Origin of the sequence: Vibrio neptunius (genome assembly GCA_019339365.1) — a bacterium.
Lineage (GTDB): Bacteria > Pseudomonadota > Gammaproteobacteria > Enterobacterales > Vibrionaceae > Vibrio > Vibrio neptunius.
Window position 1 is genome coordinate 1212770 of the sequence record CP079860.1, and the last position, 12749, is coordinate 1225518.

Genomic DNA, 12749 nt, shown 5'->3' on the forward strand with positions numbered 1-12749 from the left:
TCTTATATATTGTTAGGGTGTATATTTCGACGTATTTACATTAATTTTTAGTCACTTATGATAGGTTAATGGCAAGTCAGGCAGAGAGAAAAACCAGACGGCCTGTTGTTAAGAATGTTATGCCACTGAATTTAATCTGGAGGAAAGGAAATGGACTTTAACTCGTTACTACTATTTATCGTTGCCTGTCTGGCTATCAATATGATTCCGGGTCCAGACGTTATCTATATTGTTTCCAACACAATGAGAGGTAAGCTGAAAACAGGGTTTATGGCGGCAATGGGGCTTGGTGTTGGCTACTTTATTCATACATTGGCAGCGTCATTAGGACTCTCTGCGATCATCCTGAGCTCTGCGGTCGCTTTTAGCGTAGTAAAATGGCTAGGTGCAGCATATCTAGTTTACTTGGGTATTCAATCGTTACTCTCTATGTGGCGCGGGGATAGCAAAATAGTGATAAGCGAAACCGTTGTAAACGAAAAAAATGTTTTTGTGCAGGGTGTTATCGTTAGCGTGTTGAATCCTAAAGTAGCGCTGTTCTTCCTCTCATTCCTACCTCAATTTATTGACGCATCAACAGGTTCGACTTCAATGCAGTTGTTGGCGTTTGGTTTGTTATTTAGTGTATTGGCGACCATGTGTAATGTTCTCTATGCATCAGTGGGTAGTTGGGTCTTCAGTCGCCCGAATTCTCAGCGTTACTCTCGAACGCTTGAGGGTGTTTCAGGAGTTTTGCTTATCGGACTGGCAAGTAAAGTCGCAATCAGCGACCGCTAGTGGCATAACAATCAATTCAACTAGACCTTCAACCCGTGGCATTTTTGGTTTGCAGGTATTTCAGTGGTTATGGCGCTATGCAGAGACTATCGTTGTGCGTTTCGGCCTAGTTATTCGGGCGTTATGTCCTTTTCGGGTTTTTGAGGTTCTATGAAAATAAGAAAAATGAGTTCAGCTGACTTGCCCGCTTTGTATGATATTTACACTGACAAAGAGGTTGTGAACAACAATCGCTACTTGCCTGACATCAAAAGGGAAGAGTTCGACTCAATGTTCAATGACAGCCAGCTTAATTTTGTCGCGGTTGAAAGTGATGGAGAACTCTTGGGTCATTTGGCTATTCACTCCACGCCTAAGCCGAGGTTAAAGCACTCTGCATCTTTTGGTATTGCGGTCGCCAAAACTTCCCGAGGAAACGGAGTGGGTCGTTTCTTAATGGAATATTTGCTGTCGTATTGTGATGAGCAGCTAAACTTGACGCGTTTAGAGTTAGAGGTGCATGCAAACAACGTTGCTGCGTTGGCTCTTTATAAATCCTTTGGCTTTGAAGTTGAGGGTATAAAACGCAAGGCTGTGTTTGTTGAAGATTATCTAATAGACATCGTTATCATGTCGAGAGTACGGACATAACAAAGTATTAAAGAGTGACTCTCAACGTTCGGCATTTTTCATTTCATCATTGAGTTCTGTGTTAACGGTCTTAAGGGTAAGTTTTGTGGTCGCTTTGTTCACACCTCAATGCGGCGCTAGGATTCTATGAAAATCGTGCGAGATACAAGACTGGAAGAGTTCAAAAGAATTGAGCATCTCCTTTATGGAAATAACTACGAAGTTTGGTTCAATCTTTATGGTCCTGCCGATCCAGAGCTGGGTTTAACTGGTACTCTCAAAAGGTTAATTTCAAAAGACTGCGAGGTTTCAGGGGTAGTTCCTTCTACACCGAATGAGGCCATGTCTGAAATAATGGACATGGTTTTGTATAAAGGCTATACAGGTTTAGGCCCCTTAGAGCTTGAATCTAAAAAGTCTGAAATATCCGAATTAATGGGCAAGGTATTTTCGAGTATCGGCATCGAAGATGCGGAAATAGTTGTAAAGTTTGATTTTAAAAATGGCCATCCTGCTTATCCAGTGTTTTGGGATTTTGCGTATGACATCCATTCAAAAGATCAGCGCTGGATATTTGTGGGTTCAAGTAGTGACTAGCCCTAATAAAGCCGCCAATTACAGCGGCCTTAGGCGAAGAGGTTCAGATGTACGATACAGTGATTTTTGATTACGGAAATACCTTGTGTGAAATGGGTAGCCTTTCAGGCTCGTTGAAAGCTGTTCTTAAATCGCAGTATGCTGATCAAATTGGTGATTTGATAGAGCAAAGTATTCAAGACCTGTATGTACCCGAACAAGAGGTGCAACCAAATTGGATTGATGTATGGCAAAAGGCATTTAATGAGTACAAACTAGAATTTGACCAATCGATTGGTTTAAAACATTTGAATCACTTTGTAGATAGCGGTCGTCTTTATCAATATTCAATCCCGCTACTTGAAGCCCTTCATAACCAGGGAACAAAACTCATATTACTGTCTAATGTAACGGGTAGTACAGAAGTGTTTCAACGTGACTTAATGAACCGAGGACTAGCTAAATATTTCGATAGCATAATTTGGTCTTCAGAAATTGGTTTTAGGAAACCTAGCCGTCAGGCTTTTGATATTGCATTAGAAAGTGTAGGAAGTTTGGCGAAAAATAGCATTATGGTTGGGGATAGTGAAATTGCCGATATTCGTGGAGCTCAATTAGCAGGTATTTCTACAATGCTTATTTCAGAGCTTAAAAACGCAGAAAGTAGAGCAAGTCACGTGGTTAATCATGCGAATATTCAGGAACAACTAATGCTCCTAACACATATGAGCCTTCTGCCTGTCAATGGGTAGTAACATCCTGTTGGCTGCCCGAGCAGCCAATGCTCTTCGAACAACAAAGTTATCTACTTCGCTTGTCATGTCGGTCATTGTGCATTGCTTGCGACAAACACATATTGAGGATCTCTTATTGGGATTGTTAAGGTGTCTGTCCCAATTAGATTACAATCTCCATGTGTCGCGATATTGGAATCTTGCAGCGGCCAATTTTAGTTGGCCACTGCATAGAGATAAGCCGTAAATCTATAGATCAACCGCTACTGGGCAAATATAGGCAGCTGCTCCTCAGTCAATAAGCTGTCTTTAGCAAAACCGATATACCAAGTGACTTGGCTAACATTCCAATTGCTAATATCTTGGTTAAAAGCTTCAGCATTCCTAAACATCGAAGACATATTAGTCACATTCGAGGTATCCCAGTTTCCTATATCTTGGTTAAAGGCTTTAGCCTCCCAAAACATATATTTCATATTAGTCACATTAGAGGTATCCCAATCACCGATATCTTGGTTAAAAGCTTCCGCACCATGAAACATATATTCCATATTAGTCACATTCGAGGTATCCCAGTGCCCTATATCTTGGTTAAAAGCTTTAGCCTTCCAAAACATAGAATCCATATTCCTCACATTCGAGGTATCCCAGCGACCTATATCTTGGTTAAAAGCGTAAGCCTCAGTAAACATAAAACCCATATCAGTCACATTAGAGGTATCCCAGTGCCCGATATCTTGATCAAAAGCTTTCGCACCCTGAAACATAGAACCCATATCTGTCACATTAGAGGTATCCCAGTGCCCGATATCTTGATTAAAAGCTTTCGCACCTTTAAACATCCCGTCCATAGTAGTCACATTCGAGGTATCCCAGTGCCCGATATCTTGATTAAAAGCTTCAGCCTCCACAAACATATAATCCATAGCAGTCACATTAGAGGTATCCCAGTGCCCGATATCTTGATTAAAAGCTTCAGCCTTCACAAACATCCCAATCATAGTAGTCACATTAGAGGTATCCCAATCACCGATATCTTGATCAAAAGCTTTCGCACCCTGAAACATCCGAATCATATTAGTCACATTAGAGGTATCCCAATCGCTGATATCGGCATTAAAGGTGGCTCTTTTATAGAACACATGAGACATATTAGTGACCTGAGTGGTACAAAAGCCAATATGGCCTTGCTCTAGGTTATCGAGCATAATTGGGTTTTTAATCAAAGTGTTGTCGACCACCACATACACCTTGCCGTTTTCGAGTATTACGGAATTGACGGGCTGATCTGGGCATTTGACTGAAATATCGATGGCATAAGCCTGCTGGCTGACGAGCGCCGCCGCCCCAACAAGCAGTGACAGAAGATTCTTTTTCATGGTTATTTCCTAGGTTGAATCGACATTATTAAGAGAAATTAGTGCGAAAATAGCGGCAGGTAATAATTAGGTAGGCCACTTTGCAGGGCGAAGTCTTTATGGCGAGTGACCTTTTCCACCGACCAATTGGATAAATCTTGCTTAAAGCGCGTTGCCCCTTTAAACATACGATCCATATTGGTCACGCGGCGCGTGTCCCATTGACTGATGTCGTAATTAAAATAGGGTGATTGAGCAAATAAATCGCTCATATCAGTGACATGACTTGTACACAGCTCTATCTTGCCGTTGATAAAGTTTTGCCAGTAATCTTGTTGGCGCAATAGCGCATTATCGACCACCACATATAAGCGCTCATCGATAATCACCACACTACCGGGAGGGTTAGCATCACAACGAATGGTATGATTTTCTTCGGCAAAACTGGCTGTACTACCCAAAGCCATGCAGGCTAAAATAACAGACGCTATTTTCATGATTAATATATTATTTATTATGATTAGTTTTAATATTATATTTACTTAACTAATCAAAGTTAACACTATTTTTTATCTTGATGCATGCCAAATATAATAATGATATCAATGTCACGCATAGGGTGTGATTTAATGTTATTTAAATCATTTATGGATGATTAAATTTAATATATTAATGACAAGCTATATTGACTTTCTAAAAGTTTACATTTAATCGAACACTTATTAACCCTGCGTATCCTTTTCAGAATTCAAGGACACACACCAATCTTTTGGTGAGTGTCCTGAATTGAATTTCAAACAATAGCAACCGTTTTCTGTGACGGCCTTGTCTAAACCCCATCCTTTACTCGACACATTGTTAATACACTCCTCTATAAGAACCTGATTTTTGACCAGTTAATCGGCCTACTCGCTTAAAGCGTTGACTCTTCTGAACCCCAGCGATATCCTGCAAAAGCACTGGCAAAATCCAGTGTCAGGATTAGCACCCTGCCTTATTGCACTCGACACATAGTCGTAAACCAATGCTTTGGTTTCACTATGTGTGCCTTAGCGCACCTGTAGAAAACGGATTGGTTTTTGTTTGAACAATCCGGTTGGTATTACGGTGGGCTGGGCGAGGCAGCTTCGGCTGGCCGTTCCGAGTGCGCGGTAGTGCTAACCTTGTTCAGTTCACCACCCTTTGTTATGGGGTCTCTGTGTGGTGATGGAAATGTTTTCCTGTTGGAGGTTACCATGCCAAAGCTCACAGATGATCATGTTCTGAAAGTCCTCAATTCTATTTGTTACCGTATTCACACCGAGCCGGAAGCGATTCGCTCCCATATGCGTGATTTATCGACGCTGCTCAATGGGCCCGACCCTAAACAAACGTCCAAATACAGCTGGCTCGAAGCGATTATTAGACAAGCGCAGCTCAATCGCTTTACTGAGCATTGCTCCCCATCTCGTGACTCTTCCGAGCTTTGTTTAGTTAAGATGCAGAACCAAAATGCCTATAACTTGTGTTTTACCCAAGACGTTGACCAATGTATTTGTCGTTTGCAGTCTTTGTGTGCACAGCCGATTGAGCTGGTGGCGCATGGGAAAGCGAAACTGAGCCCAGACGCACTGCTTGAGGTGCTGTCTGAACCGCAGATCCAGAAGAACCGTTGGTTTCCATTGAGCGATAGTCAGCGAGACGGCATCGTTAAGACGCTTAAACAAGAGCAAACTCTCACCTCGCGTTGATTGGCTATTAACGAGCAGGCACAGAATCACTGAAGTTTGGGGTAGGGTGGTTGCTCTAAATTATTAATAGAATTTTTACTCTTCTTACTAAGATAACCCGCACGCTCGCTTTTATGTATTGATATTGTGTATGGTTCTATGTATTTACATTAATTTTTAGTCACTTATGATAGTTTGCTAATAAGTTGGGCAGAGAGGAAAACCAGACTGCCTGTTGTTATGGATGTTAGCCCTCTCGAAAAGGTACATGTAGTAATGAAAGGACGTTGCCCAAACTGCAATGCAAAATCTGAATCAATTCCTCTTAGCCAAAAGTGTTCTCAATGTGGAGAGTTCTCAAATGACTGGGTTGTTTATGATTGGGCAGGATACTGCAGATTTAAGAGAGCAATGATCAGATGGAATTGGGGCGTTTTGGTATTGTGCTCTGCTAATTTATTGGCAATGGTACTAGGCTTTGCGGATCCAGTTCAGTGGCTACTCTGTTTGCTCATTATTCCAGCCACAGTGAGTTTAACTAGTTCTTATCAGGCAATCGCTAACTCTAAACACTATAAAGGACATCGCTTAAAGGATTTAAGCCCATGGTTTCCTTTGTTGTAAAGGGCGAACAAACGACGATAGCACCAATAGCTAATTTTTAGCTGTATTCTCAACCCACACGACGCCATCTCTTAGCATCGAATTGAGTATTACCATGTTTCGCACACATGCAATCAAGCCCTTTGGTGTGTGTCCTGAATTCATCCGATCGTATTTATATAATGACAGAATGTATAGCTTGGTAAATTTACGTTAATTTTTAGTAACATATGATAGGTTGGTGGTAAGCTAGGTAGAGAGAAAAACGAGGCTTCCTGTTATTAAAAATGTTATATCTACAATCAGAAACTTCTGGTCTAGACTGAAAATAAGGTCTAAAATTAGCACTTATTTAAGTGCTGAATTGGTGTTGTTATGAGACAGGTTTTAGCTGATTATTCAGCAAGTATTTCTGAGTTAAAGAAAAATCCTACCGCTTTGCTAAATGAAGCTGATGGTTCTGCTATTGCTATTCTGAACCACAATAAGCCAGCAGCTTATCTTGTTCCTGCGGAAACTTATGAGTTTCTGATGGATATGCTCGATGATTACGAGCTGGCTAAACTTGTTGAAAGTCGTCGCGGTGAGTTATCTGAAGCGGTTGAAGTAAATATCGATGACTTATAAGCTTAAATTTCTACCTGCCGCCAAGAAAGAGTGGAGCAAGTTAGCTCCACCAATTCAAAGTCAGTTTAAAAAGAAGCTTAAAGAACGCCTCGAAAATCCGCATGTTCCCGCATCTAAACTTCGCGGCTATGACTCAGTTTACAAGATCAAGCTACGTACTGCGGGTTATCGTTTAGCCTACGAAGTGATCGACGATGAAATCGTGGTGTATGTGTTGGCTATTGGTAAAAGAGACAAAGATGCAGTGTACAAAAAGCTAGCAACGAGGTCCTCGTAACAGCAGCAAAACACATATGGCCTTCTGCCTACCAATAGTCAATAACATCCTAATAGCTGCGTGAGCAGCCAATGCTCTTCAAACAACAAAGCTATCTACTTCGCTTTGTCATTTCGGTCATTGAGCATGGCTTACGACAAACACATATTGAGGAGCTCTTATTGCGGTCTCGCCGCTGCCAACCATTATTGGTTGAGTCACTAGACACTTATCGGTTAACCCCCGCAGGCACTATTCAAAAAAATGGTTAAACAGTCGTTTTCCAGTTATATTCAGGCTCAGTCAAGGTGTAAGTGCTCTTTTGGTGTGTGTCCTGAATTTAGTCTTCTGAATTTATGGCACGGGTAATAAAGGAGGCATGCCATTTATATATGTACTCTTTTTCACGGTGCAGATTGCGATTACCAAGTAATCGGTCGATACGTTTGATGGCATGTTTCACTGTGGTATTGGTGTCGAGAGCTCTTCCAATTTTGGTGAGTGTTAGGTCAGAGCCATCAAGAACCGTTTTGGTTGCAAGTATCAGAAATCTAAGTCGTTTTTTGTGAATTTCAGGGCATTGATTCTCAATAGTTTGCTGTAGAATTTGAATGTCGCGCATCGTTAGGGCTCCCTATTAAATCCATTTAATCAGGTGTGTTTTTGGCGAAATTCATTAGATCAGAATGAGCGATGTGCGTCTACTCATTGTTTTATATAGAAATTATGAGGGGATTCGTAAGAACGAGGCGTTATATTTTTATGTAAGTTAGGAGTGAGTAATGGCTCAAGGAAACAATAAGAAGGCACTCAATAAGAGGGTACGCAAAGTGTTAAGGTGTCTGTCCTAATTAGATTCAGTATGACGTATATTCTATAGTTTTTAATGAGTTATGGTAAGTTGATAAAAAGTCAGGTAGAGAGAAAAACGAGACTGTCTGTTATTAAGAAAGTTATACCGCAATCAATCATCTAACCTTTTCATGGCTTTACGGTAAACATTGCTACGTTCTCGTTTTCCGACTGCTAAGACGGTTACAATGATGACATCGTCTTCAACTTTGTAGACTAGACGGTAGCCCGATTGACGCAACTTAATTTTATACATGTTGTCAGATCCAGAAAGCTTTGAAGCGGGAACATGTGGGTTATCTAAGCGTTCTATCAGCTTTTTCTTAAATTGTTGTTGCAGAGTAGAGCCAAGCTTTTTCCACTCTTTGAGTGCGCTCTTTTTAAAGTCGAGTTTATAGGTCATCAATATTTACCGAAATGCTCTCTTCAGATTCACGCTCTTTAGCGAGAGCTAGTAGTTCAAGATCTTCGAGTCTGTCCATCATCATTTCGTACGCTTCGGCAGGTACGCAATAAAATGCTGGCTCATTTCGGTTTAATACAGCAACAGGTTCACCATAAGCACTAGTTGCAACTTTCATAGGGTTAGCTTTCAACTCGGTAATGCTTGCAGCAACATCGGCTAAAATTCTAGTGGTCATATAATCGGTCTCTTAATTGGTCCTTATTTTGGTCATTTTAGCCTCAACCAAGCGGTATAACAAGAAACAATGGCGTCAATAGTTAGTTTTTGGCGCTACTTTTATCCCATATAGCACCGTCTCTAAGCATTGAGTTTAGTATTACTACCTTCTTTCTCATGCAGGCAACGATTGACACTTTTTTTCGGTTTTCCTGCCGCAACTAGTCGTTCATATGTAGCCGTAAATACTGCTCTTTTGGTGTGTGTCCTGAATTTATTGTTTAAGGTATTCGATGATAGAACTTTCAGATAAGGTAATTGGTCCAAAATACAGAATTCTTAATCCAGTACGCGAATTGCTACTGGAAAACGGGAACCAAATTCTTACTGATTATACGTGGGGTTCAAATCCTACTGGTTATTTTTGTATTTTGAAAAAACCAATTGACTTCGATTTAATTGAAAGCAGTTTTTTATTGCCAAGAAGCATTCATTTAAACAAGCGATGTGGTGAAGTGGATTACGGTTTAGGCACAGTAATCATTCGCTGTGCGTAACCTTATAACAAGGCGTTTTATACAATTAAGGAAATTCAGCAAATGGAAACAGTCTTAATCACTGGAGCTTCAAGAGGTATTGGACTTGAACTAACTCGCCAGTTTTTAGCTTTAGGTTATAATGTCATCTCGACTTATCGTGGTCAGCCTTCAATGCAGTTAAAAAACATGCTTGTTAATAATTCGCTGGCTTTGCATGAACTAGAGGTCACTGATGAAGACTCAGTAGCTAATTTAGCCTCTAAGTTATCCAATGTTCAGTTAGACATACTTATCAATAATGCGGGTATTATTGGTTCAGACGAGCAATCCATGGAGACTATCGACCCAAAGGAATGGCTCAATACCTTTGCCGTGAACTCAATCGCCCCTCTTATGGTGAGTCGAGCTCTTTTAGGGCTTCTCGAAACTAGTGCTAACCCTCGTATTATTACCATCTCAAGCCAAATGGGGGCATTAAACCGAAAAAGCTACGGTATGTATGCGTATCGAAGCTCAAAAGCAGCGGTGAATAAGGTAATGCAAGTGTTGGCATTGGAGCTGAAGCCCAAAGGAATTGTTGTGTGCCCAATTCATCCAGGCTGGGTTAAAACGGACATGGGTGGCAAAGATGCTGACATTACTGTTGAGGAAAGTGCGTCAGGTATTATTAAACTTGCTCGTAACCTTACTACAGAACAAAGCGGTAAGTTCTTAACATGGCAGGGCAAGGAACACGTCTGGTAAAGATCATTCGTAAGTACGTGCGTTAGCTGTTAAAACGTGTCTACCTATAAATTATTGGAGGATTTATGAAAGGTCATGCTAAATGTTTATGTGGCTCAGTCGCACTAGAAGTTGAATATGCTAGTAATGAGGTGGCGGCATGTCACTGTAGCATATGTCGTAATTGGGGCGGTGGTCCAATGCTAGCCATCGATTGTGCTGATTCAGTACAAATAACAGGTGAAGAAAGTATCACAAGATACGCATCCTCAGAGTGGGCAGACAGAGGGTTTTGCAATAAGTGTGGAACACATTTGTTTTATTACCTTAAGCCTGCAAATCAGTACCACCTGCCAGTTGGCTTGCTTCAAGGCGAAGACCATTTTCAGTTTACTCATCAAATATTTGTTGATGAGAAGCCCGAATATTATGATTTCAAAAACGAAACTCAGAATATGACTGGTGCTGAAGTGTTTGCTCATTTTGAAGCTGAAGGGTAAACAGCTAATAAAGCGTTAAAGAAGGACTTGGCGCGCGTGGCATTTTCACTATGCGTTGATTTAAGTGATTAAGGTGGTATGCGGCGGCTTTTGTATTGCGTTGCTTACCCCTACAGGGCGTTAGTTAGCTGGGGGAACATGTTAGAACGTCAACTAGAAAAGTTAATTAGAAATACTCCTGAGCTAATGGAAACTGCACAAGCATGCATTGAGGTTGGATTACCTGATTACTATATTGCTGGAGGTTCAGTCACACAATTGATTTGGAACTCACTATCAGGTGAAAGTCCACTCAAGAATGTTAAGGACTTCGATATTATTTACTTCGATATCGCTAGTACATCTAATGAAGAAAGCTACAGCCGCCGAATTAACAGTGTCGTGAACCATAAAATCCCAATTGATGTGGTAAACCAAGCACGTGTTCATGAATGGTACCCTCATAGGTTTGGCCAAACTATACCTGCATATACAAAAGTAGAGCATGGCATTGATTCTTGGTTATCTGCATTTGCGATCGGATTTAGGTTAAATTCAAACGGTACAATGCGTATTTACTCGCCTTATGGGCTAACTGATGCATTCAATAAACGGGTAAAGCCAAATCCCATTGCCATGACGCGCGAAAGCTACAACCAAATGGTTGATGGGTATCGTAAGCGTTGGCCTGACATTACCGTGAAGCCTTGGGAATAGCCAAATAATAAAAATGTTATAAGTTTAAAAGGAATAAAATGAAACATCATGTAATGCTAGATATTGATGGAACACTACTTCAATCATATGAAATGGATGAACAGTGTTTTGTTGATGCTGTGCGAGAAACTACAGGGCTTGAAATATCGACAGATTGGGGTAGTTATCCCTTTGTCACAGATAGAGGAATATTAAAAACTTTTATTCAGGAGCAAGGCCTCAAATATTCTCTAGCTGAATTAGAGAGTATCGTTAAGCCTATTTTTATCCGTAATGTTCAGCAATCTGTTGCCCAGTCACCTGCTCAAGAAGTATCTGGAGCCAAAAAATTCGTGTCGTATCTGTTAGACAGTGACGAATATGTTGTTTCTATTGCTACAGGTGGGTGGGGAGAAACAGCCAAGATAAAGTTGGAGTCAGCAGGTTTTGAAACTGAGAAACTAGCGATTATGTCATCAAATGATCACTATTCTCGTATCAAAATTATGGAGTTGGCAAAATCAGCAATTAACCAAACAGATAATTATCCTGTTACCTATTTTGGTGACGCAGAGTGGGACTTAGAAGCGTGCAAAGAGTTAGCTGTTAATGTAGTGATTGTCGGTGATAGAGTAAATCATTACCAGTGTATTCAAGACTTTAACTGTTTAGATACTGCTCTGAGTTTCGTGAAATAGGCTTGTACTACTCCTAATCACGCTTATGACACATATGAGCCTTCTGCCTGTCAATAGGCAATAACTCCTATTGGCTGCGTGATCAGCCAATGCTTTTCGAACAACAAAGTTATCTACTAGAAAGCAGGTAGAGAGAAAACGAGGCTGCCTGTTATCAAGAATGTTAGCCGTCATGGAGATTGCTATACTCAAAGTGATAGAATAGTATCACTTTAGTATTCCTTTAGAGCAGCTCTCATGAAAGTAGAACTCGTTACATCACTCAAGCGCCAAGCAACAAAAATCCTTGCCGATCTCCACGAAACTAAAGAACCAGTGTTAATTACCGAACATGGTAAGCCATCGGCATATCTGGTTGATGTTGATGATTACGAGTTTATGCAAAATCGTTTGGCGATTCTGGAGGGGATTGCACGAGGTGAACGTGCATTAGCTGACGGTAAAGTGGTGAGCCACGATGAAGCCAAGGACAAAATGTCGAAATGGCTGAAATAATCTGGACTGAGCCAGCGCTATCTGACCTCAATGATATCGCTGAATACATCGCACTTGAAAATATCGTAGCTGCAAAAGAATTGGTTCAAGCGATCTTTTCTAAAGTCGAGCGCTTAGAGGCTTTCCCTGAATCGGGTCGCATTCCGCCTAAACTAGAACATCTAAGTTATCGTGAAGTTGTAGTTAATCCGTGCCGTATTTTCTATAAACAAGACGGCGACAAAGTATTTATTCTGTTTGTTATGCGTTCTGAGAGAGACTTGCGTAAGTTCCTATTGAGCAAGCTGGGAATGAGCGGCTAACACATATCGAGGATCTCTTATTGGGGTTGTTAAGGTGTCTGTCCCAATTAGACTCATAACAAGATTTAAGAGTGATTCACAACGCTTGGCGCTC

At 40.9% G+C, this 12749-nt stretch carries 18 protein-coding genes and 2 pseudogenes; 14 read left to right on the top strand and 6 right to left on the bottom strand.

Annotation, left to right across the window (positions count from 1 at the left end):
* Positions 1 to 150 precede the first annotated feature (150 nt).
* The 4 genes from KW548_22235 (at position 151) to KW548_22250 (ending at position 2714) form a co-directional block, all read left to right on the top strand.
* A complete protein-coding gene (locus KW548_22235) occupies positions 151 to 777 on the top strand; it encodes a LysE family translocator (protein ID QXX08358.1) in 627 nt (208 codons plus the stop codon).
* A 165-nt stretch (positions 778 to 942) separates the two neighbouring features.
* Positions 943 to 1407: a GNAT family N-acetyltransferase gene (locus KW548_22240; protein ID QXX09505.1), complete on the top strand. Its 465-nt coding sequence runs from the start codon at positions 943 to 945 to the stop codon at positions 1405 to 1407.
* A 126-nt stretch (positions 1408 to 1533) separates the two neighbouring features.
* Entirely contained in the window at positions 1534 to 1983 is a 450-nt protein-coding gene (locus KW548_22245) for a hypothetical protein (protein ID QXX08359.1), read from the top strand.
* Between the two features lie 47 nt (positions 1984 to 2030).
* Complete coding sequence (locus KW548_22250) at positions 2031 to 2714, top strand: HAD family hydrolase (GenBank protein QXX08360.1); 684 nt, start codon at positions 2031 to 2033, stop codon at positions 2712 to 2714.
* 245 nt (positions 2715 to 2959) lie between these two features.
* Here the strand turns inward: KW548_22250 and KW548_22255 are convergent, their stop codons facing one another.
* Together KW548_22255 and KW548_22260 are read right to left on the bottom strand one after the other, a co-directional pair.
* The gene (locus KW548_22255) at positions 2960 to 4075 is read right to left on the bottom strand and encodes a DUF285 domain-containing protein (protein QXX08361.1); all 1116 of its coding nucleotides are present in this window, start codon (positions 4073 to 4075) and stop codon (positions 2960 to 2962) included.
* Between the two features lie 38 nt (positions 4076 to 4113).
* Positions 4114 to 4551, bottom strand: coding sequence for a DUF285 domain-containing protein (locus KW548_22260; GenBank protein QXX08362.1), 438 nt, complete (start codon positions 4549 to 4551; stop codon positions 4114 to 4116).
* A gap of 582 nt (positions 4552 to 5133) precedes the next feature.
* On the opposite strand from KW548_22260, the gene KW548_22265 reads away from it, so the two are divergent.
* The 3 genes from KW548_22265 (at position 5134) to KW548_22275 (ending at position 7270) form a co-directional block, all read left to right on the top strand.
* On the top strand, positions 5134 to 5784 hold the full coding sequence (locus KW548_22265; GenBank protein QXX08363.1) for a hypothetical protein: 651 nt from the start codon (positions 5134 to 5136) through the stop codon (positions 5782 to 5784).
* A 957-nt stretch (positions 5785 to 6741) separates the two neighbouring features.
* Positions 6742 to 6993 (top strand): type II toxin-antitoxin system Phd/YefM family antitoxin, encoded by a 252-nt coding sequence (locus KW548_22270; protein QXX08364.1) that lies wholly within the window; start codon positions 6742 to 6744, stop codon positions 6991 to 6993.
* Positions 6983 to 7270, top strand: coding sequence for a type II toxin-antitoxin system RelE/ParE family toxin (locus tag KW548_22275; GenBank protein QXX08365.1), 288 nt, complete (start codon positions 6983 to 6985; stop codon positions 7268 to 7270). The genes KW548_22270 and KW548_22275 overlap by 11 nt, the downstream gene beginning before the upstream one ends.
* 337 nt (positions 7271 to 7607) lie before the next feature.
* On the opposite strand, the pseudogene KW548_22280 reads toward KW548_22275, so the two are convergent.
* From KW548_22280 to KW548_22295, 4 genes and pseudogenes are all read right to left on the bottom strand, one after another.
* A pseudogene (locus tag KW548_22280) lies at positions 7608 to 7871 on the bottom strand (transposase).
* Positions 7872 to 8213: 342 nt separating this feature from the next.
* Positions 8214 to 8504, bottom strand: a complete 291-nt coding sequence (locus tag KW548_22285) for a type II toxin-antitoxin system RelE/ParE family toxin (GenBank protein QXX08366.1) — start codon at positions 8502 to 8504, stop codon at positions 8214 to 8216.
* Entirely contained in the window at positions 8494 to 8742 is a 249-nt protein-coding gene (locus tag KW548_22290) for a type II toxin-antitoxin system Phd/YefM family antitoxin (GenBank protein ID QXX08367.1), read from the bottom strand. The genes KW548_22285 and KW548_22290 overlap by 11 nt, the downstream gene beginning before the upstream one ends.
* A gap of 82 nt (positions 8743 to 8824) precedes the next feature.
* Positions 8825 to 8972 (bottom strand): annotated as a pseudogene (locus tag KW548_22295) (IS110 family transposase).
* Between the two features lie 44 nt (positions 8973 to 9016).
* Here KW548_22295 and KW548_22300 point away from each other — a divergent pair.
* From KW548_22300 to KW548_22330, 7 genes are all read left to right on the top strand, one after another.
* The gene (locus KW548_22300) at positions 9017 to 9280 is read left to right on the top strand and encodes a hypothetical protein (protein ID QXX08368.1); all 264 of its coding nucleotides are present in this window, start codon (positions 9017 to 9019) and stop codon (positions 9278 to 9280) included.
* 42 nt (positions 9281 to 9322) lie between these two features.
* Positions 9323 to 10006 (top strand): SDR family oxidoreductase, encoded by a 684-nt coding sequence (locus KW548_22305; GenBank protein ID QXX08369.1) that lies wholly within the window; start codon positions 9323 to 9325, stop codon positions 10004 to 10006.
* A gap of 65 nt (positions 10007 to 10071) precedes the next feature.
* Positions 10072 to 10485, top strand: coding sequence for a GFA family protein (locus KW548_22310; GenBank protein QXX08370.1), 414 nt, complete (start codon positions 10072 to 10074; stop codon positions 10483 to 10485).
* A 138-nt stretch (positions 10486 to 10623) separates the two neighbouring features.
* Positions 10624 to 11181, top strand: coding sequence for a nucleotidyltransferase family protein (locus tag KW548_22315; protein ID QXX08371.1), 558 nt, complete (start codon positions 10624 to 10626; stop codon positions 11179 to 11181).
* A 38-nt stretch (positions 11182 to 11219) separates the two neighbouring features.
* On the top strand, positions 11220 to 11858 hold the full coding sequence (locus KW548_22320) for an HAD hydrolase-like protein (protein QXX08372.1): 639 nt from the start codon (positions 11220 to 11222) through the stop codon (positions 11856 to 11858).
* A 237-nt stretch (positions 11859 to 12095) separates the two neighbouring features.
* Positions 12096 to 12353: a type II toxin-antitoxin system Phd/YefM family antitoxin gene (locus KW548_22325; protein QXX08373.1), complete on the top strand. Its 258-nt coding sequence runs from the start codon at positions 12096 to 12098 to the stop codon at positions 12351 to 12353.
* Complete coding sequence (locus KW548_22330; GenBank protein QXX08374.1) at positions 12341 to 12655, top strand: type II toxin-antitoxin system RelE/ParE family toxin; 315 nt, start codon at positions 12341 to 12343, stop codon at positions 12653 to 12655. The genes KW548_22325 and KW548_22330 overlap by 13 nt, the downstream gene beginning before the upstream one ends.
* Positions 12656 to 12749 lie beyond the last annotated feature (94 nt).

Coding starts and splice junctions, on each gene's coding strand:
- KW548_22235 (QXX08358.1), top strand. CDS start 151: ATGGACTTTAACTCGTTACTACTATTTATCGTTGCCTGTCTGGCTATC.
- KW548_22240 (QXX09505.1), top strand. CDS start 943: ATGAGTTCAGCTGACTTGCCCGCTTTGTATGATATTTACACTGACAAA.
- KW548_22245 (QXX08359.1), top strand. CDS start 1,534: ATGAAAATCGTGCGAGATACAAGACTGGAAGAGTTCAAAAGAATTGAG.
- KW548_22250 (QXX08360.1), top strand. CDS start 2,031: ATGTACGATACAGTGATTTTTGATTACGGAAATACCTTGTGTGAAATG.
- KW548_22255 (QXX08361.1), bottom strand. CDS start 4,075: ATGAAAAAGAATCTTCTGTCACTGCTTGTTGGGGCGGCGGCGCTCGTC.
- KW548_22260 (QXX08362.1), bottom strand. CDS start 4,551: ATGAAAATAGCGTCTGTTATTTTAGCCTGCATGGCTTTGGGTAGTACA.
- KW548_22270 (QXX08364.1), top strand. CDS start 6,742: ATGAGACAGGTTTTAGCTGATTATTCAGCAAGTATTTCTGAGTTAAAG.
- KW548_22275 (QXX08365.1), top strand. CDS start 6,983: ATGACTTATAAGCTTAAATTTCTACCTGCCGCCAAGAAAGAGTGGAGC.
- KW548_22285 (QXX08366.1), bottom strand. CDS start 8,504: ATGACCTATAAACTCGACTTTAAAAAGAGCGCACTCAAAGAGTGGAAA.
- KW548_22290 (QXX08367.1), bottom strand. CDS start 8,742: ATGACCACTAGAATTTTAGCCGATGTTGCTGCAAGCATTACCGAGTTG.
- KW548_22300 (QXX08368.1), top strand. CDS start 9,017: ATGATAGAACTTTCAGATAAGGTAATTGGTCCAAAATACAGAATTCTT.
- KW548_22305 (QXX08369.1), top strand. CDS start 9,323: ATGGAAACAGTCTTAATCACTGGAGCTTCAAGAGGTATTGGACTTGAA.
- KW548_22310 (QXX08370.1), top strand. CDS start 10,072: ATGAAAGGTCATGCTAAATGTTTATGTGGCTCAGTCGCACTAGAAGTT.
- KW548_22315 (QXX08371.1), top strand. CDS start 10,624: ATGTTAGAACGTCAACTAGAAAAGTTAATTAGAAATACTCCTGAGCTA.
- KW548_22320 (QXX08372.1), top strand. CDS start 11,220: ATGAAACATCATGTAATGCTAGATATTGATGGAACACTACTTCAATCA.
- KW548_22325 (QXX08373.1), top strand. CDS start 12,096: ATGAAAGTAGAACTCGTTACATCACTCAAGCGCCAAGCAACAAAAATC.
- KW548_22330 (QXX08374.1), top strand. CDS start 12,341: ATGGCTGAAATAATCTGGACTGAGCCAGCGCTATCTGACCTCAATGAT.